General features: G+C 60.4%; 24 protein-coding genes, 1 pseudogene and 1 riboswitch. Of the genes and pseudogenes, 14 read left to right on the top strand and 11 right to left on the bottom strand.

Features of this window, described 5'->3' with window-relative positions; genetic code table 11:
* The first annotated feature begins 130 nt into the window (after positions 1-130).
* On the top strand, positions 131-1,360 hold the full coding sequence (gene alr, locus ACA046_RS30470) for an alanine racemase (RefSeq protein ID WP_497675528.1): 1,230 nt from the start codon (positions 131-133) through the stop codon (positions 1,358-1,360).
* A gap of 487 nt (positions 1,361-1,847) precedes the next feature.
* A complete protein-coding gene (locus tag ACA046_RS30475) occupies positions 1,848-2,141 on the top strand; it encodes a hypothetical protein (protein ID WP_003216872.1) in 294 nt (97 codons plus the stop codon).
* A 59-nt stretch (positions 2,142-2,200) separates the two neighbouring features.
* Here ACA046_RS30475 and fba read toward each other — a convergent pair whose 3' ends face one another.
* The 6 genes from fba to tkt form a co-directional block, all read right to left on the bottom strand.
* A complete protein-coding gene (gene fba / locus ACA046_RS30480) occupies positions 2,201-3,265 on the bottom strand; it encodes a class II fructose-bisphosphate aldolase (RefSeq protein ID WP_003177554.1) in 1,065 nt (354 codons plus the stop codon).
* A 161-nt stretch (positions 3,266-3,426) separates the two neighbouring features.
* Positions 3,427-3,762 (bottom strand): MliC family protein, encoded by a 336-nt coding sequence (locus tag ACA046_RS30485; protein ID WP_459024360.1) that lies wholly within the window; start codon positions 3,760-3,762, stop codon positions 3,427-3,429.
* Between the two features lie 60 nt (positions 3,763-3,822).
* Entirely contained in the window at positions 3,823-4,050 is a 228-nt protein-coding gene (locus ACA046_RS30490) for a hypothetical protein (protein ID WP_497675529.1), read from the bottom strand.
* 29 nt (positions 4,051-4,079) lie between these two features.
* Complete coding sequence (locus tag ACA046_RS30495) at positions 4,080-5,243, bottom strand: phosphoglycerate kinase (RefSeq protein WP_177087014.1); 1,164 nt, start codon at positions 5,241-5,243, stop codon at positions 4,080-4,082.
* 19 nt (positions 5,244-5,262) lie between these two features.
* Positions 5,263-6,312, bottom strand: coding sequence for an erythrose-4-phosphate dehydrogenase (gene epd / locus ACA046_RS30500; RefSeq protein ID WP_063026588.1), 1,050 nt, complete (start codon positions 6,310-6,312; stop codon positions 5,263-5,265).
* Positions 6,313-6,482: 170 nt separating this feature from the next.
* The gene (tkt, locus tag ACA046_RS30505) at positions 6,483-8,480 is read right to left on the bottom strand and encodes a transketolase (RefSeq protein WP_497675530.1); all 1,998 of its coding nucleotides are present in this window, start codon (positions 8,478-8,480) and stop codon (positions 6,483-6,485) included.
* A gap of 249 nt (positions 8,481-8,729) precedes the next feature.
* Here tkt and ACA046_RS30510 point away from each other — a divergent pair, with 249 nt between their 5' ends.
* The 5 genes from ACA046_RS30510 to ACA046_RS30530 all read left to right on the top strand — a co-directional run bounded on the left by ACA046_RS30510 (position 8,730) and on the right by ACA046_RS30530 (position 13,761).
* On the top strand, positions 8,730-9,725 hold the full coding sequence (locus ACA046_RS30510; RefSeq protein ID WP_497675531.1) for an ArsR/SmtB family transcription factor: 996 nt from the start codon (positions 8,730-8,732) through the stop codon (positions 9,723-9,725).
* A gap of 19 nt (positions 9,726-9,744) precedes the next feature.
* The gene (gene metK / locus ACA046_RS30515) at positions 9,745-10,935 is read left to right on the top strand and encodes a methionine adenosyltransferase (RefSeq protein ID WP_076017785.1); all 1,191 of its coding nucleotides are present in this window, start codon (positions 9,745-9,747) and stop codon (positions 10,933-10,935) included.
* Between the two features lie 223 nt (positions 10,936-11,158).
* On the top strand, positions 11,159-11,500 hold the full coding sequence (locus ACA046_RS30520; RefSeq protein ID WP_076017784.1) for a hypothetical protein: 342 nt from the start codon (positions 11,159-11,161) through the stop codon (positions 11,498-11,500).
* Between the two features lie 101 nt (positions 11,501-11,601).
* The gene (gene ligB / locus ACA046_RS30525) at positions 11,602-13,284 is read left to right on the top strand and encodes an NAD-dependent DNA ligase LigB (protein ID WP_497677153.1); all 1,683 of its coding nucleotides are present in this window, start codon (positions 11,602-11,604) and stop codon (positions 13,282-13,284) included.
* A gap of 81 nt (positions 13,285-13,365) precedes the next feature.
* The gene (locus ACA046_RS30530) at positions 13,366-13,761 is read left to right on the top strand and encodes a DUF1090 domain-containing protein (protein ID WP_459024371.1); all 396 of its coding nucleotides are present in this window, start codon (positions 13,366-13,368) and stop codon (positions 13,759-13,761) included.
* A 6-nt stretch (positions 13,762-13,767) separates the two neighbouring features.
* On the opposite strand, the gene ACA046_RS30535 is transcribed toward ACA046_RS30530, so the two are convergent.
* Positions 13,768-14,217, bottom strand: coding sequence for a c-type cytochrome (locus ACA046_RS30535; RefSeq protein WP_088425324.1), 450 nt, complete (start codon positions 14,215-14,217; stop codon positions 13,768-13,770).
* Positions 14,218-14,345: 128 nt separating this feature from the next.
* Between ACA046_RS30535 and mltA the strand changes: the two genes are divergently transcribed.
* A complete protein-coding gene (mltA, locus tag ACA046_RS30540) occupies positions 14,346-15,518 on the top strand; it encodes a murein transglycosylase A (protein ID WP_459024373.1) in 1,173 nt (390 codons plus the stop codon).
* Positions 15,519-15,700: 182 nt separating this feature from the next.
* Here mltA and ACA046_RS30545 read toward each other — a convergent pair whose 3' ends face one another.
* Positions 15,701-16,087: an MAPEG family protein gene (locus ACA046_RS30545; protein WP_177043143.1), complete on the bottom strand. Its 387-nt coding sequence runs from the start codon at positions 16,085-16,087 to the stop codon at positions 15,701-15,703.
* Between the two features lie 31 nt (positions 16,088-16,118).
* Positions 16,119-16,952 (bottom strand): EamA family transporter, encoded by an 834-nt coding sequence (locus ACA046_RS30550; protein ID WP_497675532.1) that lies wholly within the window; start codon positions 16,950-16,952, stop codon positions 16,119-16,121.
* A 209-nt stretch (positions 16,953-17,161) separates the two neighbouring features.
* On the opposite strand from ACA046_RS30550, the pseudogene ACA046_RS30555 reads away from it, so the two are divergent.
* Together ACA046_RS30555 and ACA046_RS30560 are read left to right on the top strand one after the other, a co-directional pair.
* Positions 17,162-17,371, top strand: a pseudogene (locus ACA046_RS30555) (MFS transporter); the annotation flags it as partial.
* 166 nt (positions 17,372-17,537) lie between these two features.
* Positions 17,538-18,803: a cation:proton antiporter gene (locus ACA046_RS30560; RefSeq protein ID WP_076017777.1), complete on the top strand. Its 1,266-nt coding sequence runs from the start codon at positions 17,538-17,540 to the stop codon at positions 18,801-18,803.
* Here the strand turns inward: ACA046_RS30560 and ACA046_RS30565 are convergent.
* Together ACA046_RS30565 and ACA046_RS30570 are read right to left on the bottom strand one after the other, a co-directional pair.
* Positions 18,797-19,684 carry a formate/nitrite transporter family protein gene (locus ACA046_RS30565; protein WP_459024378.1) on the bottom strand — a complete coding sequence of 296 codons (888 nt, stop codon included), beginning with the start codon at positions 19,682-19,684 and terminating at the stop codon, positions 18,797-18,799. The genes ACA046_RS30560 and ACA046_RS30565 overlap by 7 nt on opposite strands.
* A gap of 77 nt (positions 19,685-19,761) precedes the next feature.
* Positions 19,762-20,166: an acyl-CoA thioesterase gene (locus ACA046_RS30570; protein ID WP_003216852.1), complete on the bottom strand. Its 405-nt coding sequence runs from the start codon at positions 20,164-20,166 to the stop codon at positions 19,762-19,764.
* Between the two features lie 198 nt (positions 20,167-20,364).
* A riboswitch (S-adenosyl-L-homocysteine riboswitch) is annotated at positions 20,365-20,471 on the top strand.
* Between the two features lie 21 nt (positions 20,472-20,492).
* Here ACA046_RS30570 and ahcY point away from each other — a divergent pair.
* From ahcY to ACA046_RS30590, 4 genes are all read left to right on the top strand, one after another.
* The gene (gene ahcY / locus ACA046_RS30575; RefSeq protein ID WP_076017775.1) at positions 20,493-21,902 is read left to right on the top strand and encodes an adenosylhomocysteinase; all 1,410 of its coding nucleotides are present in this window, start codon (positions 20,493-20,495) and stop codon (positions 21,900-21,902) included.
* A 174-nt stretch (positions 21,903-22,076) separates the two neighbouring features.
* A complete protein-coding gene (gene metF / locus ACA046_RS30580) occupies positions 22,077-22,922 on the top strand; it encodes a methylenetetrahydrofolate reductase [NAD(P)H] (RefSeq protein WP_063033886.1) in 846 nt (281 codons plus the stop codon).
* A 75-nt stretch (positions 22,923-22,997) separates the two neighbouring features.
* Positions 22,998-24,080 (top strand): hypothetical protein, encoded by a 1,083-nt coding sequence (locus tag ACA046_RS30585; RefSeq protein ID WP_459024383.1) that lies wholly within the window; start codon positions 22,998-23,000, stop codon positions 24,078-24,080.
* 70 nt (positions 24,081-24,150) lie between these two features.
* The gene (locus ACA046_RS30590; RefSeq protein WP_497675533.1) at positions 24,151-24,954 is read left to right on the top strand and encodes a substrate-binding periplasmic protein; all 804 of its coding nucleotides are present in this window, start codon (positions 24,151-24,153) and stop codon (positions 24,952-24,954) included.
* Positions 24,955-25,013: the final 59 nt, after the last annotated feature.

Here is a 25,013-nt window from a genome sequence, read left to right on the forward strand (position 1 = left end):
TTCAGCGACCGGTCCCACGACGCTTTAGGACAGAACCGCGACCCAGGGTCTCGACTTTCTTGTAGGACAATCCGAGTATGGCGCCGCGCACGCGCACTACCCCCTATAAGAAAGTCATGGAGACTGCCCAATGCCCTTTTCCCGCACCCTGCTCGCCCTCTCTATGGGCATGGCTCTGCTGCAAAACCCGGCCTTCGCCGCCCCGCCCCTCTCGATGGCCGACGGGGTGGCCCAGGTCAATATCCAGGACAGCAACGCCTGGGTCGAAATCAACAAAGTCGCCTTCGAAAACAACATCCGCACCCTGCAAGCCAGCCTCGCTGACAAGTCGAAAATCTGCGCCGTGCTCAAGGCGGATGCCTACGGTCACGGCATCGGTTTACTGATGCCTTCGGTGATCAAATTGGGCGTACCCTGCGTCGGCATCGCCAGCAACGAAGAAGCCCGCGTGGTCCGTGAAAGCGGCTTCAAAGGCCAACTGATCCGCGTACGCACCGCCGCCCTGAGCGAGCTGGAAGCTGCGTTGCCGTATAACGTCGAAGAGCTGGTGGGCAATCTGGACTTCGCCGTGCGCGCCAGCCTGATCGCCGAAAACCACGGCCGCCCGCTGGTCGTGCACCTGGGCCTGAACTCCAGCGGCATGAGCCGCAACGGCGTGGAAATGACCACCGCCCAAGGCCGCCGCGACGCCGTAGCCATTACCAAGGTGCCGAACCTGCAGGTGACGGCGATCATGACCCACTTCGCCGTTGAAGATGCCGCCGACGTGCGCACCGGGCTCAAGGCGTTTAACGAACAAGCCAACTGGCTGATAAGCGTCGCCCAGCTCGACCGCAGCAAAATCACCCTGCACGCCGCCAACTCCTTCGCCACCCTGGAAGTGCCCGAGTCACGGCTGGACATGGTTCGTCCGGGCGGCCTGCTGTTCGGTGATACCGTGCCGTCGTTCACCGAATACAAGCGCGTGATGCAGTTCAAATCCCACGTGGCGTCGGTCAACAGCTACCCGAAGGGCAACACCGTGGGCTACGACCGCACCTACACCCTTGCGCGGGATTCGAAACTGGCGAACATCACCGTCGGTTATTCCGACGGTTATCGCCGGGCGTTTACCAACAAAGGCATCGTGCTGATCAACGGGCACCGGGTGCCGGTGGTGGGCAAGGTGTCGATGAACACGCTGATGGTAGATGTCACCGACGTGCCGACCGTTAAGAGCGGCGATGAGGTGGTGTTGTTCGGCAAGCAGGGCGCGGTGGCGACCAGCCAGGCGGAGGTTGAAGACATCAACGGGGCGTTGCTGGCAGATCTGTATACGGTGTGGGGTAACTCGAATCCGAAGGTACTTGTGGACAGATAAATCGCCACCTATGCCGTAGGTATCGTCCTATAGGGCCTGCGGATCATTCGGTGATAAACAGAACCTGTTAAACACTACCAATCAACTGTGGGAGCCGGGCTTGCCCGCGATGGCGGTGTGTCAGCCACTGAATAAGTTGGCTGACCCACCGCCATCGCGGGCAAGTCGAATCGTCGCACCGCCAGCTCCCACAGGGGTTCTGCGTCCTACAGGGCCGTTGCGGTGAATCGGAGCGCCGCTTATAGTTCGCCCCGTCGCCGGCATTGAACGGCGACAGGGTTTCGCAGCCCTACAGAGTTAATACCGTACCCGTCAAAATACGACATAGGCAGTCCTGCCAATGCTCGGCTTTTTATGGCGGTTGTACGTGGGAGACCTTCGGGTCTGCCGGGTCTTAACTCCTCGGTCTGCGAACCCGCGTACAGCTGCCACCCTATTTGTTTCGCAGCAAACGGTGGCCAATTTTCTTTTGAGTTAAGGATTTGCCATGAAGCCACAACTCCCACCCCGCCGTTTCACCCCTTGCACCGAAACAGCCACCGAATACCCCGTGCTATTGATCGACAGCGAAGCTCCGCTGCAGGACCTGCACGCCTGCCTGCGTGAACGCCTCAACGCCGCCCTCGAACACCTCAACCTGATGGCCTGCTCCAGCCTGCCCGATTTTGCGGAGCGTGACCTGAACCACGTAGCCAACACCGCCCGCATCCTGGTGCAGGACGTAAGCGACGTATTCCGCGTCATCGAATACCGCGGCTTCGACACCCCCGCAGCCGCCTGATCAAATTTCGGCCACAAAAAAGCCCGCATCGCTGCGGGCTTTTCATTAACGCGTAAGGCTTAGTTGACCTTAGCGTTCAACTCACCTTTCAAATAACGCTGGTACATCGCTTCCAGGGAGATCGGCTTGATCTTCGAAGCATTACCCGCAGTACCGAAGGCTTCATAACGTGCGATACATACGTCACGCATGGCCGTCACGGTAGCGCCGAAGAATTTACGTGGGTCAAATTCGCTCGGGTTGGTGGCCATCAGGCGACGCATTGCACCGGTGGAGGCCAGGCGCAGGTCGGTGTCGATGTTGACCTTGCGCACGCCGTACTTGATGCCTTCGACGATTTCTTCAACCGGCACGCCGTAGGTTTCTTTGATGTCGCCGCCGTACTGGTTGATGATCGCCAGCCACTCTTGCGGTACCGAGGAAGAACCGTGCATCACCAGGTGGGTGTTCGGGATGCGCTTGTGGATTTCCTTGATGCGGTCGATGGCCAACACGTCGCCGGTAGGTGGCTTGGTGAATTTGTAGGCGCCGTGGCTGGTGCCGATGGCGATGGCCAGGGCATCAACTTGGGTTTTCTTGACGAAGTCGGCAGCTTCTTCCGGATCGGTCAGCATTTGGCTGTGATCCAGTACGCCTTCGGCGCCGATGCCGTCTTCTTCACCGGCCATACCGGTTTCCAGGGAACCCAGGCAGCCCAGCTCGCCTTCAACCGAAACGCCGCAGGCGTGTGCCATGGCTACGGTTTGTTGGGTGACGCGTACGTTGTATTCGTAGTCGGTCGGGGTCTTGCCGTCTTCACCCAGGGAACCGTCCATCATTACCGAGCTAAAGCCCAGCTGGATGGAGCGCTGGCACACGTCAGGGCTGGTGCCGTGGTCCTGGTGCATGCACACCGGGATGTGCGGGAATTCTTCGATCGCGGCGAGGATCAGGTGACGCAGGAACGGAGCACCGGCGTATTTGCGGGCGCCGGCCGAAGCCTGGACGATCACTGGAGAGTCAGTCTTGTCAGCGGCTTCCATGATGGCGCGCATCTGCTCAAGGTTGTTGACGTTGAAGGCTGGAACGCCATAGCCGAATTCGGCTGCGTGGTCCAACATCTGGCGCATGCTGATAAGTGCCATTGTGAGTCTCTCTCCCGGTCGAGGGTCGTTAATCGTGCAAGCCTGCCGTAGCGGCGGCTGCTATTCAAGTTATTGAAGGTCAGGCTTTCAAAGCCTGCCTTGCTTAATCGTTAAATCAGTATTTCGGTGCGGCTGATGGCCCCTTGTAGGCAAGCCAGCGCCTACATCGCTTTACAGCCGCGCCCGATCAAATCGTCGGTGGCAACCCAGTAAACCAGGCCTTCCTCACCCTTTGTGTGAAACGCCAACTGGCCGTCGCTGTACAGCACGCCCGAAGCCGCCACTTCCTGCTTGAGGCGATACACCTGGTCTGAGCCACCGAGGCGTACATCCACCTGGGTGCGGGCCTGGTCGGCAAAGCGCCAGTTGACTTGCGCCTGGCTGTCACACGTCCAGGTGGTCCACTTGTCTACCGGCTCTGCCTTCTTGTCGAACATGTTCAGGTTGGTGCATCCGGCCAATAACGCCAGTGCTGCCAGGGCGAAAACGCCTTTCATTGCCAATCCTCAAGCGGCGACCTGCGGCCACCGCTGCTGTCGGTTAGTGAATCAGACCCGTCAAGGGCAACCCTGTTCCTGACCGTTGGGCGCAGAGTCGTATTTCTCCAACCCGTCCGGCCCGATGCGCTTACTGATCACCGGCATGGTTTCGGCTTGCCAGTCAGCCTGGTAGCAACTCTTTCGCGGCGCAGCCCCGGGCTTATCAGACCCGGGCGCCGCTTCAGGCGTGCTGCCGCAGCCGGCCAAAACGCCCGCTGCAATCACCAGTGCCAACGACTTGATCATCGGAATGCTCCTTTTCCTCAGCAAGTGCTTCAGCCCTTCGCTCGGCTTTCCAGCACTTCGACAGCCGGCAGTACCTTGCCTTCGACGAATTCGAGGAATGCACCACCACCGGTAGAAATGTAGGAGATCTGGTCAGCAACGCCATATTTATCGATGGCTGCCAGGGTGTCGCCACCGCCGGCAATGGAGAATGCCGAGCTTTCAGCGATGGCGTGGGCCAATACTTTGGTGCCGTTGCCGAACTGGTCGAACTCGAACACACCAACCGGGCCGTTCCACAGGATGGTCCTGGACGACTTCAGCAGTTCAGCGAAGTTGGCTGCAGTTTGCGGGCCGATATCCAGGATCATGTCGTCAGCGGCAACGTCAGCAATCAGCTTGACGGTGGCTTCGGCGCTTTCAGCGAATTCCTTGGCCACGACTACGTCCACCGGCAGCGGCACGCTGACCTTGGCGGCGATGGCGCGGGCGGTGTCCAGCAGGTCCGGCTCGTACAGCGATTTGCCCACCGGGTGACCGGCAGCCGCCAGGAAGGTGTTGGCAATGCCGCCGCCGACGATCAGCTGGTTGCAGATCTGGCTCAGGCTGTTCAACACGTCGAGCTTGGTGGACACCTTGGAGCCGGCAACGATGGCGGCCATTGGTTGTGCCGGAGCGCCGAGGGCCTTGCCCAGTGCGTCCAGCTCAGCGGCCAGCAACGGGCCAGCAGCAGCCACTTTGGCGAACTTGGCCACGCCGTGGGTCGAACCCTCGGCACGGTGAGCGGTACCAAAGGCGTCCATCACGAACACGTCGCACAGGGCAGCGTATTGCTGGGCCAGTTCGTCGCTGTTCTTTTTCTCGCCCTTGTTGAAGCGCACGTTTTCGAACAGCACGATGTCGCCGGCCTTCACGTCTACACCGTTCAGGTAGTCGGCGACCAGCGGCACATCGCGGCCCAGGGCCTTGCTCAGGTACTCGGCCACAGGCTTGAGGCTGTTTTCTGCCGAGAACTCACCTTCGGTCGGACGACCCAGGTGGGAGCAGACCATCACGGCCGCGCCTTTTTCCAGGGCCAGCTTGATGGTCGGCAGCGAGGCCAGGATTCGCGCATCGCTGGTGACAACACCGTCCTTGACTGGGACGTTGAGGTCTTCGCGGATCAGTACGCGCTTACCTTGCAGATCGAGGTCGGTCATCTTCAACACGGTCATGGGTGGCAATTCCTGAGAGCTAAAGTTGTGGAGAGGCTGTTTGCAGATAGTGTTCTGCAACGTCCAGCATACGGTTGGCAAAACCCCATTCGTTGTCGAACCACGCCAGGATGTTCACCAGCCGTGGGCCGGAAACGCGGGTCTGGCTGGCATCGACGATGGCCGAATGCGGGTCATGGTTGAAATCACAGCTGGCGTGGGGCAACTCGGTGTAGGCCAACAGGCCTTTGAGCGGGCCGCTGGTGGCGGCGTCGCGCAGGATCCGGTTGACCTCGCCGGCGTCGGTGTCGCTGACGGTTTGCATGGTGATGTCCAGGCAAGACACATTCACCGTCGGTACCCGTACGGCTTTGGCCTGGATTCGCCCGGCAAGTTCCGGCAACAGTCGCTCGATACCGCGCGCCAGCCCGGTGGACACCGGAATCACTGACTGAAACGCCGAACGCGTGCGACGCAGGTCTTCATGGTGGTAGGCATCGATCACCGGCTGATCGTTCATCGCCGAGTGAATGGTGGTGATCGACACGTATTCCAGGCCGATCGCCTGGTCCAACAGGCGCAACAGCGGCACGCCGCAGTTGGTGGTGCAGGAGGCGTTGGACACCAGCAGTTCGGCGCCGGTCAGGCAATCCTGGTTCACGCCATAGACGATGGTGGCGTCGACATCCGCCTCGCTGGCCATCGGCTGGGAGAACAGGACCCGCGGCGCGCCGGCGTCGAGAAACCGCTGGCCGTCGGCACGGGTGTGGTAAGCACCGGAGCATTCCAACACAAGGTCGACGTCCAGCGCCGCCCAGTCGATGCCCTCGGGGGTGGCACTGCGCAACACCTTCACGCAGTTGCCATTAATATGCAGACAGTCGTCTTCAACCCGCACTTCGCCGGGGAACCGGCCGTGGGTGGAGTCAAAGCGTGTCAGGTATTCGATGCTGGCCATGTCAGCCAGATCGTTGATCGCAACAATTTCAAACCCGGCAGCCGCCCCTCGCTCGAACAGAGCACGCAAGACGCAACGACCAATCCGGCCGTAGCCGTTGAGTGCAACTTTGTAGGGACGCGGTTGAGGCATGGGGTTCTCGCATTGTGGGCGACACAAACCATTGTAGGAGCGAGCTTGCTCGCGAAGAACCCGAGAACGCCGCGTTAAACCAGAAACGCTGCGTTATCGTTGACGATCTTCGCGAGCAAGCTCGCTCCTACAGTGGATGCGGTAACCAAAGGGTCACCGCGTTCGAGCTTTTAGTCTTCCAGCAGCTCTTCAGCCTGACCCAGGATGTTTTCCAGGGTAAAGCCGAACTCTTCGAACAACGCTGGCGCCGGCGCCGACTCACCGTAGGTGGTCATGCCGATCACGCGGCCTTCCAGGCCCACGTACTTGTACCAGTAGTCGGCGTGAGCCGCTTCGATGGCGATACGTGCGCTGACCTGCAACGGCAACACCGATTGCTTGTAGTCCGCATCCTGGGCTTCGAAGACGCTGGTGCACGGCATGGAAACCACACGCACATTGCGACCGGCGGCCGTCAGCTTGTCGTACGCCTGAACCGCCAGGCCCACTTCGGAGCCGGTGGAGATCAGGATCAGCTCCGGCTCGCCGATGCAGTCTTTCAGCACGTAGCCACCACGGCTGATGCCTTCGATTTGCGCCGCATCGCGGGTTTGGTGCTGCAGGTTCTGACGGGAGAAGATCAGCGCCGAAGGGCCGTCTTTACGCTCGATCGCGTGCTTCCAGGCCACAGCCGATTCGACTGCGTCCGACGGGCGCCAGGTGTCCAGGTTCGGCGTGGTGCGCAGGCTGGTCAGTTGCTCGACCGGCTGGTGCGTCGGGCCGTCTTCGCCCAGGCCGATGGAGTCGTGGGTGTAGACGAAGATCACACGCTTCTTCATCAGCGACGCCATGCGTACTGCGTTGCGGGCGTATTCCATGAACATCAGGAAAGTCGCGCCGTAAGGCACAAGGCCGCCGTGCAGGGCGACGCCGTTCATGATGGCGCTCATGCCGAACTCGCGCACGCCGTAGTACATGTAGTTGCCGCTGGCGTCTTCCGCCGAGACACCTTTGCAACCTTTCCACAGGGTCAGGTTGGAACCGGCCAGGTCAGCCGAACCGCCAAGGAACTCAGGCAGCAGCGGGCCGAACGCGTTCAGGGTGTTCTGGCTGGCTTTACGGCTGGCGATGGTTTCGCCCTTGGCAGCCACTTCGGCGATGTAGGCCGAGGCTTTTTCCGAGAAGTCGGCAGGCAGGTCACCCGCGAGGCGGCGTACCAGTTCGTTGGCCAACTCAGGGAATTCAGCGGAGTAGGCAGCAAAACGCTGGTCCCACTCGGCTTCGACAGCCAGACCGGCTTCCTTGGCATCCCACTCGGCGTAGATGTCAGACGGGATTTCGAACGGCCCGTGGTTCCACTTCAGCGCAGCGCGGGTCAGGGCGATTTCCGCGTCACCCAGTGGGGCGCCGTGGCAGTCTTCTTTACCTTGCTTGTTCGGCGAACCGAAGCCGATGGTGGTCTTGCAGCAGATCAGGGTCGGCTGCTCGCTCTTGCGGGCGGTCTCGATGGCGGTCTTGATCTCTTCAGGATCGTGGCCGTCGACGTTGCGGATCACCTGCCAGTTGTAGGCTTCGAAACGCTTTGGCGTGTCGTCGGTGAACCAGCCTTCGACTTCGCCGTCGATGGAGATGCCGTTGTCATCGTAGAAGGCAATCAGCTTGCCCAGGCCCAGGGTACCGGCCAGGGAAGCGACTTCGTGGGAAATGCCTTCCATCATGCAGCCATCACCCAGGAACACGTAGGTGTGGTGGTCGACAACGTTGTGGTTTGGACGGTTGAACTGTGCGCCCAACACTTTTTCAGCCAGGGCAAAACCCACAGCGTTGGCCAGGCCCTGGCCCAATGGACCGGTGGTGGTCTCGACGCCAGGGGTGTAGCCGTATTCCGGGTGGCCCGGGGTGCGGCTGTGGATCTGGCGGAAGTTTTTCAGGTCGTCGATGGTGACGTCGTAGCCGGTCAGGTGCAGCAACGAGTAGATCAGCATCGAGCCGTGGCCGTTGGACAGGATGAACCGGTCACGGTCGGCGAACGACGGGTTGCTCGGGTTGTGTTTCAGGTAGTCACGCCAAAGTACCTCGGCGATATCCGCCATGCCCATCGGGGCACCGGGATGGCCGCTGTTGGCTTTTTGCACGGCATCCATGCTGAGGGCACGAATGGCGTTGGCACGCTCACGACGGCTGGGCATCGCTGATCTCCTGGAGGTTGAATAAAAGAAACGGAAAAAAGGATCGGCATTTTCCCTCAGCCACGGCCCTCGGGGCAATGACAGATAGTCACTTGGGGGTGTTTTTCCTGCGGATTGACTGGAGAAACCGCCCCCCGCTTCGTCCATGGGTTATAGCGGCTGCTTATAACCGCCGATTATCGACCAATATCAAAACTTTTTGATATTGGCCTTGCGGGGTTTTCCCACCGTCTCTAGACTGCTGGCCTTATGAACTTAAGCGCATCTTCCATTCGCCCCGACGACAGCGACGAGCTGGCAGCCCTGTGCAAGGCCGGCGGCGACCCGTTGCGCCTGAATGTATTGCGCGCGCTGACCAACGATTCGTTCGGGGTGTTGGAACTGGCGCAGATCTTCGCCATCGGCCAGTCCGGCATGAGCCACCACTTGAAGGTACTGGCCCAGGCCGACCTGGTGGCGACCCGCCGTGAAGGCAATGCGATTTTTTACCGTCGCGCCCTGCCCCACACCGAACAGTTGGGCGGCAGGCTGCACGCTGCGCTGCTGGAAGAAATTGACAGCCTGGCCCTGCCAGCTGATGTGCAGTCGCGCATCAGCCAGGTGCACGGGCAACGCGCTGCGGCCAGCCAGGACTTTTTCTCACGGGTAGCCGAGAAGTTTCGCGCCCAGCAGGACCTGATCGCCGGCTTGGCGCAATACCGCGAAAGCGTGTTGGCACTTTTGGACAAGCTGAGCTTCAGTGATGATGCGACGGCGGTTGAAGTGGGCCCCGGCGATGGCGGTTTTCTGCCGGAGCTGGCGCGTCGCTTTCATCAGGTTACGGCGCTGGACAACAGCCCGGCGATGCTGGAACTGGCCCGCCAATTGTGTGAGCGCGAGGCGCTGGGCAATGTCCACCTGCAGTTGGCGGACGCCCTGAATGACACCAGCCTGCGGGCCGACTGCGTGGTGCTGAACATGGTCCTGCACCATTTCGCCGCCCCGGCAGAGGCCCTCAAGCAGATGGCGAATTTGCTGCAACCAGGCGGCAGCCTGTTGGTCACGGATTTATGCAGCCACAACCAGAGTTGGGCCAGGGAAGCCTGCGGTGATCTCTGGCTGGGTTTTGAACAGGACGATCTGGCCCGTTGGGCCACCGCTGCGGGACTCGTTCCCGGGGAAAGCCTCTATGTAGGTTTACGTAATGGTTTCCAGATTCAGGTCCGCCACTTTCAGCGACCGACTGGCGACACTCACCATCGGTAAATATCAGGAAAACATCGAGATGAGCGAATACTCCCTTTTCACCTCCGAGTCCGTGTCTGAAGGGCATCCGGACAAAATCGCCGACCAGATCTCTGACGCGGTGCTGGACGCCATCATTGCTGAAGACAAGTTCGCCCGAGTGGCGTGCGAGACTCTGGTGAAAACGGGCGTGGCGATCATCGCCGGCGAAGTCACCACCTCTGCCTGGGTAGACCTGGAGCAGATCGTTCGTGACGTGATCATCGACATTGGCTACAACAGCTCCGACGTCGGCTTCGACGGCGCGACCTGCGGCGTGATGAACATCATCGGCAAGCAGTCCCCGGACATCAACCAGGGTGTCGACCGTGCCAAGCCTGAAGATCAGGGCGCCGGCGACCAGGGCCTGATGTTCGGCTACGCCAGCAACGAAACCGACGTGCTGATGCCAGCACCGATCACCTTCTCCCACCAGTTGGTGAAGCGCCAGGCCGAAGCCCGTAAATCGGGTGTGTTGCCATGGCTGCGCCCGGACGCCAAGTCCCAGGTGACCTGCCGTTATGAAGGCGGCAAAGTCGTCGCCATCGACGCGGTTGTACTGTCGACCCAGCACAACCCGGACGTTTCCTACAGCGACCTGCGCGAAGGCGTCATGGAGCTGATCGTCAAGCACGTACTGCCTGCCGAACTGCTGACCAAAGACACCCAGTTCCACATCAACCCCACCGGCCAATTCATCATCGGTGGCCCGGTAGGCGACTGCGGCCTGACCGGTCGCAAGATCATCGTCGACAGCTACGGCGGCATGGCCCGTCACGGCGGCGGCGCGTTCTCCGGCAAGGATCCATCCAAGGTTGACCGTTCGGCTGCCTACGCCGGTCGTTATGTGGCCAAGAACATCGTGGCAGCGGGTCTGGCCGAGCGTTGCGAGATCCAGGTGTCCTACGCCATCGGTGTGGCCCAGCCTACGTCGATCTCGCTGAACACCTTCGGTACCGGCAAGATCAGCGACGACAAGATCGTCAAGCTGGTGCGTGAAATCTTCGACCTGCGTCCTTACGCAATCACCACCATGCTCGACCTGCTGCACCCGATGTACCAGGAAACCGCGGCCTACGGCCACTTCGGTCGCACCCCTGAGCAGAAGACTGTCGGCAACGACACCTTCACCACGTTCACCTGGGAAAAGACCGACCGCGCCAACGACCTGCGCACTGCCGCCGGCCTGTAATCGCATTACGGTGAACACAAAACCCTGCCGGGCTATCCCGGCAGGGTTTTTTTATTGCCGGATGATTTGCGGGCGATGCTCACTTTTTTGGATCCAATGCTTGCAGGCCAAATGATGGCCCACTAGAATCCGCGCCCTCCCGGGCCTTCACCTCTTATTGGATATTGCACTGCGCCTGCCCGGGACTGATAAGCGCGCAGGCAATCGTACATTGAGGTTTTCCATGCGCATTTCCACACTCGCCCCTGCCGCCCTTCTGCTCAGCCTGTTTGCCCTACCGGCGCACGCCGACTTGAGCGCACTCAGCGGCCTGACTTCCCAACTGGGCGTGTCTTCCGGCGATTGCGAAAAACAGGGCACAGACCTGCAGGCCAAGGTCGACGCGGCCAAAGCCAATGGCGAAGAATTGAAAGTGAAGGCCATGCAGGCCGCTCTGGATCAAGTAAACAAAGGTTGCAAAAAAGTCGGCGAGTCCCAGGCCAAGCTCGATGCCAGCCAACAAAAGCAGCAGGCCAAGGCGGACAGCAACGACACCGTGAAAGCGTTGGGTGGTCTGTTCAAGTAAGCCGAAACATCGGGTAAAAAGCCTCGCGGTTGCGGGGCTTTTTTATGCCCGCTGGGATGGCTTAGGCTGGGCGCCCTTTCAGAGCAAGGATGCTCATGATGATGCTGCCTATGCGCTTGCTGTTCTTCTTTTTACTGAGTCTCTCGCCGCTGATTACGTGGGCGCGGGAGTGTCCCGACTGGGAGGCCGATCACGCCCGGGCCCAGATCGCCGACTTGGCGCAGCAAGTCCGCTTGTGGGATGACAGCTATCACCGACTCGGCCAGTCATTGATCAGCGATGAGCTCTATGACCAGGCCCGCCAGCGCCTTGGCCTATGGCGCAGTTGCTTCGCCTCCTCCGCGCCGACCACGGACAATCCGCTGGCCAGCGCACGAGGCACCATCGCTCACCCGACACCACACACCGGCCTGGAAAAACTGCTGGACGACAATACCGTTCAAACCTGGCTGAGCACTCGCCAGGACGTATGGATTCAACCCAAGGTCGATGGCGTCGCCGTCACGCTGGTTTACCGCAAGGGCCGACTGAGCCGGGTCATCAGTCGTGGCGATGGCCGGCTGGGCCAGGATTGGTCAGCCTCCGCCCGCAGGATTCCCGGGATCGTCCAGCAACTGCCCGAGCCCGTAGACCTGTTGTTGCAAGGCGAACTCTATTGGCGACTGGGTGATCACGTGCAGGCCGCCGAAGGTGGCCTCGGCGCCCGCAGTAAAGTCGCCGGGCTGATGAATCGCCGGCAGTTGAGCGAAGCCGAAGCCGCCAATATTGGGCTGTTTGTGTGGGCCTGGCCCCAAGGCCCCGATGATTTTTCCGAACGGCTGAGCCAGCTTGCGAAATGGGGCTTCAATGACAGCGAGCGTTATAGCCATCCGATCAAGGGCATTACCGAAGCAGCGCACTGGCGCAGCTACTGGTACAGCCACCCACTGCCCTTCGCCAGCGATGGCGTGGTGTTGCATCAGGGCCAGCGAGCGCCGGCCAAGCGCTGGAGGGTCAGTTCGCCCTATTGGGCGGTTGCCTGGAAATACCCGGTCGTCAAAGCGCTGGCCCATGTGCGCAAGGTGCATTTCAAGATTGGGCGCACCGGGCGCATCACCTCCATCCTGGAACTGGAGCCGGTACTGCTTGATGACCGGAAAATCAGCCGGGTCAGCGTTGGCTCCCTGAAACGCTGGCGGGAAATGGATATTCGCCCTGGCGACCAGGTGTCCATCAGCCTTGCCGGCCAGGTCATTCCGCGCCTTGACCACGTCGTGCTGCGCAGCCAGCCACGGGTCGAGATGCAGATCCCCCAGGCCAACAACTTTCATCCCCTGAGTTGCTGGGAACTGGCACCAGGCTGTGAGGAACAACTGCTCGCGCGCCTGACCTGGCTGAGCGGCGCCCAAGGCTTGGCCCTGCCACATATCGGACGTGAAACCTGGAACACTTTGATTCAGGCCGGTCTAATCGGCGGGCTGCTCGATTGGTTAACCCTGGATGAGGCAGAGCTTGCTAACATTGATGGCTTAGGTGAACGCAGCAGTGCACGTTTACTCGACAGCTTGCGCGGCGCCCGGCAGCGGCCGTTCGCGCAATGGCTGATGGCCTTGGGAGTACCGCCCACGGCCCGCAACAATCTACAAGGCGGCTGGCAAACCCTGGCCGCCAAAGACACTCAAGCCTGGCTGGCCGAAGATGGCATAGGCCCGGGCCGCGCGGCGCAACTGAGCGCTTTTTTTCGCGACCCGCAGGTGCTGGCCTTGGGTGAAACATTACGGGCTGCCGGGATAGATGGTTTTTGACCTCTGCCCGACAGCATTAACCGGTGCCGGCAGAATTCATCCTGCCCACCTGATTGCGACCTTGTTTGCCTTGGAGCCTTTATGAAATTTCTCGCACCTTTTGCCTTGTTGACCGTCGCAACCTTTATGGCCACACCACTGCTGGCGGCCGAGGAAGCCCCGCAACTCACCGGCTGCGCCGCCAAGCGCCAGGCCATCAGCACCCAGATCGAACAAGCCAAGGCCCACGGCAACAGCGAGCAGCAAGCCGGCCTGGAAAAAGCCTTGAGTGAAGTCACTGCCAATTGCACCGACGCTTCTTTGAAAAAGGAGCGCGAAAACAAGGTGCTCGACGCCAAGCATGAAGTCAGCCGCCGTCAGGCCGACCTCGACAAGGCGATGAAAAAAGGTGATTCCGACAAGATCAACAAGCGCAAGGACAAGCTGGCCCAGTCACGCAAGGACTTGCAGGAAGCCCTGGACGATCTGGACAAGTAAGACGCCTCAGTGATCGCGGAACTGTTTATGGCACGCGGTGCAGGCATCTTCGACTTTCTGCACGGCCGGCCCCAGGTTACTGGCCTTGTAGGGCTGGACTTGGCTGGCGATCACCAATTCACCGGTGGCCGCTTCAAGGTTGCGGGCCATCTCCTGGAAGCGTGCCTGTTGCTGCCACACGTCGTCCTTGGCGCTGGTGTGGTCTTCTTCACGCACGCTCGGGAAATGTTTCCACGGTTCATGGGACAACGCATCAAGCTTGACCGCGCCTTCGGCAAATTTAGCGCCATCGAATGGAATGCGCCCACGCAGCATGCCGCCCAGGTCTTCGCCGGTCTTGAGCATCTGCTTGAAAATCGCCTTGCGCTGGCCAAGGGGCGAATTCGGATCAACTCCGCCACAGGCGGACAGTGTCAGGCAGGCCAGCAATACAACGGTCAGTCTTTTAAAAGTCATGATGGCTCAAGGTCACGGGAAACGGCGGCCAGTATCCTCGCCCCGCCTGTAAAGACCAATACCCCTATTAATAATAAGGGTTGTTCGAGCGCCAAACCGCGCGTGCAATCGCCTCAGGAATTTTGTGTATGAATACCCGCTTTAAACCCTGGAGCCGCCGCCTGGCGTGGGCTCTGCCAATGATCGCGTTGCTGGCCGGTTGCGACACCGGCAAAGATGAAAAAGCCAAGCCCCACGCCATCGCGACCTACACCAGTGCCACCTGGGAAAACTTGCCGGCGGTGTCGGACAGCGACCTGCAAGCCGGCTTCGAATCCTGGCGCAGTGCCTGCCAACGACTCAAGGCTGATCCTGTATGGGGCACGACGTGCGCGGCGTCGGCCACCGTACCGTCGACCGCAGTGGCGATTCGCGACTTCCTCAAGGCCAACCTTGATGTCTACGGCCTGCGTTCGGCTGACAACAGCCCCAACGGCCTGATCACCGGTTACTACGAACCGGTTTACCCCGGCAGCCTCACCGAAACCCCTACCGCCCACGTGCCGGTATTCGGCGTGCCGGATGACCTGATCATCGTCAACCTGGAAAGTATCTACCCGGAACTCAAGGGCAAACGCCTGCGCGGTCGCCTGGAAGGTCGGGTACTCAAACCCTATGACGACGCCAGCGCCATCAACCAGCAAGGCTCCACCGCCAAGCCTATCGCCTGGCTGACCAACCCGATGGACCTGCAATTCCTGCAGATTCAGGGTTCGGGCCGCATCCAACTGGCCGATGGCCGCCAATTGCGTGTCGGTTACGGCGACCAGAACGGCTACCCGTACCGCCCCATCGGCCGCTGGCTGGTTGAGCAAGGCGAGCTGAAAAAAGAAGACGTGACCATGGGCGCCATCGCGGCCTGGGCCAAGGCGCATCCGCAGCGCATTCCTGAATTGCTGGCAAGCAACCCCAGCTACGTGTTCTTCAGCGCCCGCCCCGACAGCAACGAAGGCCCGCGAGGTTCGCTGAACGTGCCGCTGACCGCGGGTTATAGCGTTGCGGTGGATCGCAAGGTGATTCCGCTGGGCAGCCTGTTATGGCTGTCGACTACGCGACCGGATGGCGCACCGATTGCCCGCCCGGTGGCCGCGCAGGATACCGGTGGTGCAATTACCGGCGAAGTGCGCGCCGACCTGTTCTGGGGAACCGGTGATGCCGCCGGTGAGTTGGCGGGCAACATGAAGCAACAGGGCCAGATCTGGATGCTGTGGCCCAAAGGCGCAGCGCTGCCGAAAGTACCGGACGCGCCAGCCGGGAGCTGACGCGCACTCCCAGGGATACTCTTACCCTGTGGCGAGGGGGCTTGTCCCCCGTTGGGCCGCGAAGCGGCCCCGAAACTGCAATCAGGTTCTACTTGAAGAAATCCGACGTGCTGATTGGGGCTGCTACGCAGCCCAACGGGGGACAAGCCCCCTCTCCACAGGAGCCCGCCCGCCGGCAAGCCTCAGATCGAGACGAAGAAGAAACTCGCAATCAACGCCATCCCCACCGCCCACACCACCGACCGCAGGATCGCCCAGTCCGCCAGATAGCAGATGATGTAAAGCAACCGGCTGGTAATAAACAGCACCGCCAGCACGTTGATCGTCACCAGCGACGCCGCGCCGGCCAAATGGGCAATGATCACCGCCGCCGCAAAGGCCGGGGTCACTTCAAAGCTGTTGAGTTGCGCACTGTGGGCACGCTTGGCAAACCCCTCCAGCGTATCCAGGAAGGCACGCGGATCGTGGTTCTGCCGGGGCCCGAACTTGCCACCGCTGAACTTGGCCACGCCCGTGCACAGGTACGGCAGAAAAATTGCGATCAATACACACCAGAAAGCGACTGTCATAACCCATTCCTTTTTTAGTTTTGTCCGACGGTTAGAGTTTCATCACGAACATGCCGATCAGCACCAACCCACAGGCTATGAGCCGCGGGCGGCCGAAAGGTTCTTTCAGGTAACGCATACCGAACAGCACCACCAGGATCACGCTGACTTCACGCAGCGCGGCAGCCTCGGCAATCGAGCCCAACTGCATGGCCCAAAGCACCAGAGCGTAGCTCAACAACACGCACAACCCGACACTCAGCCCCAGCCGCCACTGGGTACGCCAGAAAAGCCCGAACGCCACCCGCTTGCGCACCACCGCCAGCAACGGAAACGGCCAGGCGCTGATCAGCGTCAGCCACACCAGGTAATCCAGCGGGTGTGACCAACGGCGCAACGCCTGGCCATCGAGGAAGGTGTAGCAGCCGATGCACAGCCCGATCAATGCCACCACCGGCAGCATCGACCAGGGCAAACGGTCACCGCCGCCGCCCTGCCACAATAGGCACAGCATGCCGAACGGAATCAGCAGAATGCCGAGGATCTGTTGGGTGCTGAGCACCTCACCGGCAAACACCAGCGTCAGCACCAGCACCACCAGAGGCGACAGCCCACGCATCAACGGGTACACCAACCCCAGGTCACCCACCCGATAGGCCTGGATCAGCAGGTAGCGATAGAGCAATTCAAACAGTGCCGAGGCGATGATCCATGGCCAGATTTCCAGCGGCGGCAACGACACGAAACCTACCGCCAGCAAGACAAACAGCAACGCCACCGTGTCCATGCAGGCGATCACCAACAGGCGCTCGCCGCTGAATTTGATCAAGGTGTTCCAAGTCGCATGCAGCAGCGCCGCTACCAGTACCAGAGCTGTTGCAATCACTCGTGACTCCCCAGTCAGAAACAGCAGAATTGATGCGCCATATGTCAGCACCTGTTTATACTAAAGCCAACTACGCCGCACTCAGTTGCGCAAAGACCTCTACCAATAAATTTTTGCTGCTGCCCGATCTTCGCCGATCCTGGCCTCGGCATTCGTTTGCCTGATCAGAGCGTCACGATTACCGACAGGAGATCTTTGAATGCCGCTCGGTAATTCCGGCCGCGATTACCTTGCTGCTGTGGGGCGTGTTCGCCTTTGCCCTGTGCCCGATCCTGCAACTGCTGATCATCGACCAGGCCCACGAAGCTCCCAACTTGGGCAACGCCGCCGGTGCCTGGATCGTCGGGATGGTGCTGGCGGCACTTTTGTTCATCTACCTGCAACGTCGCCGCTCTGCTGCGGTCCACTTACCCAACTAAAAGCTAAAGCTTGCGTAGGAGCTGTCGAGCCCAAGCGGGGCTGCGATGGCAGCGCTGCGGTCTGACAGGAACACCGCGGTGCTCCCATCGCAGCCCCGCTTGGGCTCGACAGCTCCTACGTGTTATTCCGAAGTAGATTTCCCACTCCCCCATCCAAGGACCCCGGATGCTTGAACTTGTCGCTGCGTTTATTTGCCTCACCACCCTGCTCACTTACGTGAATTACCGCTTCATCGGCCTGCCGCCCACCATCGGCGTGATGGTGACGGCGCTGATGTTTTCCCTGCTGCTGCAAGGCTTGAGCTTTATCGGCTACCCCGGCCTTGAAGAGCGCATCCAGCAGTTGATCGGCCAGATCGACTTCGGCGACTTGCTGATGAACTGGATGCTCTCGTTCCTGCTGTTCGCCGGCGCCTTGCACGTTAACCTGAGCGACCTGCGCAGCTACCGCTGGCCCATCGGCCTGCTCGCCACCTTCGGCGTATTGATCGCCACGGTGGTGATCGGCAGCCTGGCCTTCTACATCTTTGCCCTGTTCGGCTGGCACGTGAGCTTCCTGTATTGCCTGCTGTTCGGCGCGCTGATTTCCCCCACCGACCCGATTGCCGTACTCGGTGTGCTACGAACCGCCAACGCGTCCAAGCCGCTGAAGACCACCATCGTCGGCGAATCGTTGTTCAACGACGGCACGGCGGTGGTGGTGTTCACGGTGTTGTTGGGCATCGCACAGTTGGGCGAGACGCCTACGGTCGGTGCCACGGCCATGCTGTTTGCCCATGAGGCGATTGGTGGCGTGGTGTTCGGCGGGCTGATCGGCTACATCGTGTACCTGATGATCAAGAGCATCGAGCAGTACCAGATCGAAGTAATGTTGACCCTCGCCCTGGTAATCGGCGGCTCGGCAATGGCCACCGAACTGCACGTATCGGCGCCGATTGCGATGGTGGTCGCGGGGCTGATCATCGGTAACCTGGGCCGCAAGCTGGCAATGAACGACATGACCCGCCGCTACCTGGACGGTTTCTGGGAACTGCTCGATGACATGCTCAACGCCCTGCTGTTCGCGCTGATCGGCATGGAATTGCTGCTGTTGCCATTCAACTGGCTGCACGTGCTGGCGGCGAGTTTGCTGGCAGTGGCGATCCTGTTGTCACGCCTGCTGACGGTCGCCCCGGCGATCCTGCTGCTGCGGCGCTGGCGCACGGTGCCCCGCGGCACCATCCGCATCCTTACCTGGGGCGGCTTGCGCGGCGGGGTTTCCGTGGCATTGGCCCTGGCCCTGCCGTTGGGCCCGGAGCGCGACTTGCTGCTGAGCATCACCTACATCGTGGTGCTGTCGTCGATCCTGTTGCAGGGCTTGAGCATCGGCAAGCTGGTCAAGCATGTGACCAAGGATGATCCGGCGCCTGCTGCAGCGCCGGAAACTCACTGATCCTTTTTGATCTGCTGCGGATGCCTAGGGTCCGCAGCAGCTTTGCCCGGCAAGCTGCTTTCGCTGCGAATCTGCGCATGGCTGATCAGCGCAAAGATAAAGCTGCCGCCGATGATATTGCCCGCCAGTGTCGGCCCGGCGAAAACCAGCCAGAAGTCTTTCCACGGCAACTCACCGGCAAATACCAGGTACGACACTTCCGCCGAGCCCACCACGATGTGGGTGAAGTCTCCCAGTGCCATCAGGTAGGTGATCAGGATGATGATCCAGATTTTGGCGCTTTCCATGGAGGGGATCATCCAGACCATGGTGGCGATCATCCAGCCGGACACGATGCCCTTGGCGAACATCTGGCCGGGATCGTTTTCCATGACCTTGCGCCCGATTTCCAGAAAGGCCAGGTCGGTCTTGGTGTCAAAGATCGGCAAGTGCAGCATCACGTACGCCACCAGCAAGGTGCCGCACAGGTTGCCCACCAGCACCACTGCCCATAAACGCAGCAGACGTCCGAAATTACTCAGCGTGGGTTTGCTCATCACCGGCAACACCGCAGTCAGGGTGTTTTCGGTGAACAACTGCTGACGGGCGAGGATCACCGCCAGAAAACCTGCGCAGTAGCCAAAACTGGCGATCACCTTGAACTCTTCGCCATCCGGCAGGCGCGAGTTGAGCAAGCCCATGCCCATCAGCGACAGGCCCATGGTCAAGCCGGCGGCCAGCGCCGACCACCACAACGCGGCGACGTTGCGCTCCAGTTCCTGGTCGCCTTGAGTGCGGATGATTTCATGCAGAACCGCCGCGCGAGGCGGCTGGTTCTTGTCGACGTCGTGCTGCTCTTCCTGCGACAGATTGGGGGTCTTGCCGTCTTTTTGGGTGGCCATGGTGATACCTGAACGGGGGGGCGATGTTCAGGTACGACCTATGGTTGATCAAGAGCGTTCACTGGCCCTGCGCAGGATTACTCGCCGAGGCCTTCCGACTGGAACTGATCCTTCACGTACTTGATCTCGGTGCGGCCATGGGGCGCCGGCAAACCGTCTTCACCCAGGTTCACGAAGACCATTTTTTCCACCGTCAGAATGCTCTTGCGCGTGATCTTGTTACGCACTTCGCAGGTCAGGGTGATGGAGGTGCGACCAAATTCGGTGGCGGTGATGCCCAGCTCGATGATGTCGCCCTGACGCGAGGCGCTGACAAAGTTGATTTCAGAAATGTACTTGGTCACCACCCGCTGGTTGCCCAACTGGACAATCGCGTAGATGGCAGCTTCTTCGTCGATCCAGCGCAGCAGGCTGCCACCGAACAGGGTGCCGTTGGGGTTGAGGTCTTCGGGTTTTACCCATTTGCGGGTGTGGAAGTTCATGTTCACTCCAAAGCGTGTTGCGAAATGATGGTCAACATCATGGCAGAGGCCGGCCCCAAGCTCTATGAGCCATTGCCTATCAACCCCATGAGCGATCTTCATGCCGCCGACAGAAAGGCTTTAGAAGTCAGGCGCAGGCGGCTATAATCGCCTCCGCTTCAAAACGGTCATCTTCGATTGATACCGTTCTCCCGCCACCTGTCCGAGGGGCGCTGCAGCAGGCTCGACCTGTCAGGCTCGGATGGGGCGTTGTCTGGCCTGGTTAATTGGGCCTGATACTAAACGCACAACGGCGCCCATTCGCACACTACGAATGGAGGCTCTTCATGAGCGCTGTAATCACGCCTGCAGGTTTTACCGACTACAAAGTCGCCGACATGTCCCTCGCTGCCTGGGGCCGTCGCGAAACCTTTATCGCCGAATCCGAAATGCCAGCCCTGATGGGCCTGCGCCGCAAGTACGCCGCTGAGCAGCCGCTCAAGGGCGCGAAGATTCTCGGCTGCATCCACATGACCATTCAGACTGCCGTGCTGATCGAAACCCTGGTTGCCCTGGGTGCCGAAGTGCGTTGGTCGTCCTGCAACATTTTCTCGACTCAAGACCAGGCCGCTGCCGCTATCGCTGCTGCCGGGATCGCTGTTTACGCCTGGAAAGGCGAGACCGAAGAAGAGTACGAGTGGTGCCTGGAGCAAACCATCCTCAAGGATGGCAAGCCATGGGACGCCAACATGATCCTCGACGACGGCGGCGACCTGACCGAACTGCTGCACAAGAAGTACCCGCAGATCCTCGACCGCGTCCACGGCGTGACCGAAGAAACCACCACCGGCGTTCACCGCCTGCTGGACATGCTGGCCAAGGGCGAGCTGAAAATCCCGGCCATCAACGTCAACGACTCGGTGACCAAGAGCAAGAACGACAACAAGTACGGCTGCCGTCATAGCCTGAACGATGCGATCAAGCGCGGCACCGACCACCTGTTGTCCGGCAAGCAAGCGCTGGTGATTGGCTACGGTGACGTGGGCAAGGGCTCGTCCCAGTCCCTGCGTCAGGAAGGCATGATCGTTAAAGTCTCCGAAGTTGACCCGATCTGCGCCATGCAAGCATGCATGGACGGTTTCGAAGTGGTTTCGCCGTTCATCAACGGCCAGAACGACGGCACCGAAGCCAGCATCGACAAAGCACTGCTGGGCAAGATCGACCTGATCGTGACCACCACCGGCAACGTGAACGTGTGCGACTCGAACATGCTCAAGGCCCTGAAAAAGCGCGCCGTGGTGTGCAACATCGGTCACTTCGACAACGAAATCGACACCGCTTTCATGCGCAAGAACTGGGCATGGGAAGAAGTGAAGCCACAGGTACACAAGGTTCACCGTACCGGTGCTGGTGATTTCGACCCGCAGAACGATGACTACCTGATCCTGCTGGCCGAAGGCCGTCTGGTGAACCTGGGCAACGCCACTGGCCACCCAAGCCGCATCATGGATGGCTCGTTCGCCAACCAGGTTCTGGCGCAGATCTTCCTGTTCGGCCAGAAATACGCCGACCTGTCGCCAGCCCAGAAAGCCGAGCGCCTGACCGTGGAAGTACTGCCGAAGAAACTCGACGAAGAAGTGGCCCTGGAAATGGTCCGCGGCTTTGGCGGCGTAGTGACTCAACTGACCAAGACCCAGGCCGACTACATCGGCGTGACCGTCGAAGGCCCGTTCAAGCCGCACGCTTACCGCTACTGATTTGCCTGCTGCCTGCTCCCCATGTGGGGGTGGGCTTTTGTGGGAGCGGGCTTGCTCGCGAAGGCGGTGTGTCAGTCGACTTATCGACTACTGGCATACCGCCTTCGCGAGCAAGCCCGCTCCCACATTGACGGTGTACACCTTCTGGCTTTATGAGTTTCCATAGGTATGACCATGTCCCAAGACCGTCGCTACAGCTTCGAGTTCTTCCCGACCAAGACCGATGCTGGGCATGAAAAACTGATGGCGACTGCCAAGCAGTTGGCCAGCTTCAACCCCGATTTCTTCTCCTGCACCTACGGTGCCGGTGGCTCCACCCGCGATCGCACGATCAACACCGTGTTGCAGCTGGAAAGCGAAGTCAAAGTCCCCGCTGCTCCGCATTTGTCCTGCGTGGGCGACAGCAAGGCCGACCTGCGCAGCCTGCTGACCCAATACAAGCAAGCCGGCATCAAGCGCATCGTCGCCCTGCGCGGTGACCTGCCGTCCGGCATGGGCATGGCCAGCGGCGAGCTGCGCTACGCCAATGACCTGGTGAGCTTCATCCGCGAAGAAACCGGCGATCACTTCCACATCGAAGTGGCCGCTTATCCGGAGATGCACCCCCAGGCGCGCAATTTCGAAGACGATTTGCAGAACTTCGTGCGCAAAGCCAACGCCGGCGCCAACAGCGCAATCACCCAGTACTTCTTCAACGCAGAGAGCTACTTCTACTTCGTTGAACGTGTACAGGCGATGGGCGTGAATATCCCGATCGTGCCGGGCATCATGCCGATCACCAACTACAGCAAACTGGCGCGCTTCTCTGACGCCTGCGGCGCGGAAATCCCACGCTGGATTCGCAAACAACTGGAAGCCTACGGCGACGACGTCAAGAGCATCCAGGCGTTCGGCGAACAGGTCATCAGCGAAATGTGTGAACAATTGTTGCAAGGTGGCGCGCCAGGGTTGCACTTCTATACCCTGAACCAGGCTGAGCCAAGCCTCGCTGTCTGGAACAACCTGAAGCTGCCACGCTAAGGTCTGCTCCGAAATGCCAGGGCCCTCATATCGAGGGCCTTTGCCGTTCTAAACGCCCACGGAATTCTGCAGTCCATGAATACAACCGCCCCGACGTCCCGCCCGCAACTGGTCTACCTGGTATTCGGCGCCGAGACTTACCATCAGGAAGCGGTATTCAGTATCGCCAGCGCCCTGGCCTTCCTGCGGAATACGCCGGATGCCGGCATCGATATCCAGGTCTTCAGCGACAACCCCGAGCCTTATCGCCTGCTGCCGGTACGGGTGCGCCCGCTGGATGAAGCCACGCGCAAACGCTGGAGCGAGCCCCATGGCTACCACTTCCGCACCAAGCACGTGGTGCTGCGGCAGGTGCTGCAAGAGTCCGAAGTGGCGCTGCTGATCGACACCGACACGTTTTTCCACCACTCGCCCCTGGCGCTGTTTGAACGCGTGCAGCCCGGCACCCTGCTGTGCAACGCCTTCTACACCAAATACGGCGACAACCACGAAAGCATTCTGTACAGCGCCCTGTACCAGCGCCTGCTGGACATGGGCGTGGCCGACGACGACATGATGACCCTCAACTCCGGGGTCATGGGCCTGACGCAGCAGGACGCGCACATTCTCGACCGTTCGATCGAGTTGATGGACGAACTGTTTCCCCATGCCCAGGGCGCCTACACCCTGGAAGAGTTCTGCCTGTCCATCGCCGCTTATCGCACCCTCAACGTGCGCGAATGCCCGGACCTGATCCACCACTACTGGAGCCGCAAGCAGCTGTTCCGAGCCAAGGTCAAGGCATGGATCGCCAAGCATGCGGCGAACCCCACCAGCGTCACGGCCCTCGACGATACCCGCCAGGTCTCCGCCCACCTGCCGCGCCCGCCGCGCCTGCAACGGCTGATGTACAAGCTGATCACTCTGATATTGCCCAAGCACCAGCAGCAGTTCATCCGGGAAATCCTCTACGGCTGCTATGAGCATGAAAACGAGTTCGACCAGGCGTGTGGCCCGGTTTGGTGGGACAAGGCCCGGCAAAATCAGGAAGAGCGCCAGGGCCGGCCCGTTGATGCCCATCTGCTGGAGCACTGGTTTGCCAATCCCGTGGTGCGGCTGATTCTCGGTGAGCGGCGCGAGGCGATCTACGAACACTTGATCAAATCTCCCGGTAAGTAAAACCGGCGGGCGCCCGCAGATCGCTGAGCCAGAGCTTCTCTTTAGCCCGAGACAGTCGTAATCTCGGGGCATGCCTGTCACTTTCCGGTTGTTGACCGTTGTTCTTTTCGCTTGCCTGAGCCTCGGTGCCCATGGCGAGAAACTGCGCATTGTCACCGAGCCCTGGGCGCCATACGTATACGACGACAAAGGCACCATGCGCGGGCTCGACTACGAGACTACGGTGATCGTGTTCCAGCGTTTGGGCATCGATGTGGATTGGCAATTCTTGCCCTGGAAGCGCTGCCTGGCGATGCTCGATCAAGGCCAGGCCGATGGCGCACTGGATATTTTCCACAGCCACGAACGCGACGCGGTGCTGCTGTACCCCAGCGAGCCGCTGTCCGAGGTGGAGTTCGTGCTGTTCTACGCCAACAAGCGCCCATATCCGTTCCAGACCTTCGACGACCTGCGCGGCCTGACCATCGGCACGTCGCCGGGCTACCTCTATGGCGCCGAGTTCAGCGAGTCCACACAGTTCAAGCAGGAGCCGGCCGCCAGCCATGAGGCCAACTTCGGCAAACTCGCGCTGGGGCGGATCGACCTGGTCATCACGGACCGCCGGGTCGGCCAGCATGTGCTCAAGGCCCTCGGACTTGAGGGCCAGATCACCCAGGCACCCCAGGTGGTCAGCAGCCAGCCACAATTCCTCGCCGTGCGCCGTGGTGCCGGCATGGATTTGCTGGTGCAACGTTTTGCCGCCGAACTCAAACGCTTCAAGCAAGAGCCGGCCTACGCGGCTTTGAGCGCCAAATATGCAGGCAGCAGCCCCCAAACCAGCGTATCCGCCGTGCCCGCGCACACCGTTGAGCAGCAGGAAAGCAGCGCAGAGTGATTGCTCTGTTATACTCCGGCCTTTCCGCCAGGCTTACGCCCGGACGCTTCGGTCTTGCA

The sequence above is a fragment of the Pseudomonas sp. LBUM1641 genome, from assembly GCF_059716235.1.

Coding starts and splice junctions, on each gene's coding strand:
- alr (WP_497675528.1), top strand. CDS start 131: ATGCCCTTTTCCCGCACCCTGCTCGCCCTCTCTATGGGCATGGCTCTG.
- ACA046_RS30475 (WP_003216872.1), top strand. CDS start 1,848: ATGAAGCCACAACTCCCACCCCGCCGTTTCACCCCTTGCACCGAAACA.
- fba (WP_003177554.1), bottom strand. CDS start 3,265: ATGGCACTTATCAGCATGCGCCAGATGTTGGACCACGCAGCCGAATTC.
- ACA046_RS30485 (WP_459024360.1), bottom strand. CDS start 3,762: ATGAAAGGCGTTTTCGCCCTGGCAGCACTGGCGTTATTGGCCGGATGC.
- ACA046_RS30490 (WP_497675529.1), bottom strand. CDS start 4,050: ATGATCAAGTCGTTGGCACTGGTGATTGCAGCGGGCGTTTTGGCCGGC.
- ACA046_RS30495 (WP_177087014.1), bottom strand. CDS start 5,243: ATGACCGTGTTGAAGATGACCGACCTCGATCTGCAAGGTAAGCGCGTA.
- epd (WP_063026588.1), bottom strand. CDS start 6,312: ATGCCTCAACCGCGTCCCTACAAAGTTGCACTCAACGGCTACGGCCGG.
- tkt (WP_497675530.1), bottom strand. CDS start 8,480: ATGCCCAGCCGTCGTGAGCGTGCCAACGCCATTCGTGCCCTCAGCATG.
- ACA046_RS30510 (WP_497675531.1), top strand. CDS start 8,730: ATGAACTTAAGCGCATCTTCCATTCGCCCCGACGACAGCGACGAGCTG.
- metK (WP_076017785.1), top strand. CDS start 9,745: ATGAGCGAATACTCCCTTTTCACCTCCGAGTCCGTGTCTGAAGGGCAT.
- ACA046_RS30520 (WP_076017784.1), top strand. CDS start 11,159: ATGCGCATTTCCACACTCGCCCCTGCCGCCCTTCTGCTCAGCCTGTTT.
- ligB (WP_497677153.1), top strand. CDS start 11,602: ATGCTGCCTATGCGCTTGCTGTTCTTCTTTTTACTGAGTCTCTCGCCG.
- ACA046_RS30530 (WP_459024371.1), top strand. CDS start 13,366: ATGAAATTTCTCGCACCTTTTGCCTTGTTGACCGTCGCAACCTTTATG.
- ACA046_RS30535 (WP_088425324.1), bottom strand. CDS start 14,217: ATGACTTTTAAAAGACTGACCGTTGTATTGCTGGCCTGCCTGACACTG.
- mltA (WP_459024373.1), top strand. CDS start 14,346: ATGAATACCCGCTTTAAACCCTGGAGCCGCCGCCTGGCGTGGGCTCTG.
- ACA046_RS30545 (WP_177043143.1), bottom strand. CDS start 16,087: ATGACAGTCGCTTTCTGGTGTGTATTGATCGCAATTTTTCTGCCGTAC.
- ACA046_RS30560 (WP_076017777.1), top strand. CDS start 17,538: ATGCTTGAACTTGTCGCTGCGTTTATTTGCCTCACCACCCTGCTCACT.
- ACA046_RS30565 (WP_459024378.1), bottom strand. CDS start 19,684: ATGGCCACCCAAAAAGACGGCAAGACCCCCAATCTGTCGCAGGAAGAG.
- ACA046_RS30570 (WP_003216852.1), bottom strand. CDS start 20,166: ATGAACTTCCACACCCGCAAATGGGTAAAACCCGAAGACCTCAACCCC.
- ahcY (WP_076017775.1), top strand. CDS start 20,493: ATGAGCGCTGTAATCACGCCTGCAGGTTTTACCGACTACAAAGTCGCC.
- metF (WP_063033886.1), top strand. CDS start 22,077: ATGTCCCAAGACCGTCGCTACAGCTTCGAGTTCTTCCCGACCAAGACC.
- ACA046_RS30585 (WP_459024383.1), top strand. CDS start 22,998: ATGAATACAACCGCCCCGACGTCCCGCCCGCAACTGGTCTACCTGGTA.
- ACA046_RS30590 (WP_497675533.1), top strand. CDS start 24,151: ATGCCTGTCACTTTCCGGTTGTTGACCGTTGTTCTTTTCGCTTGCCTG.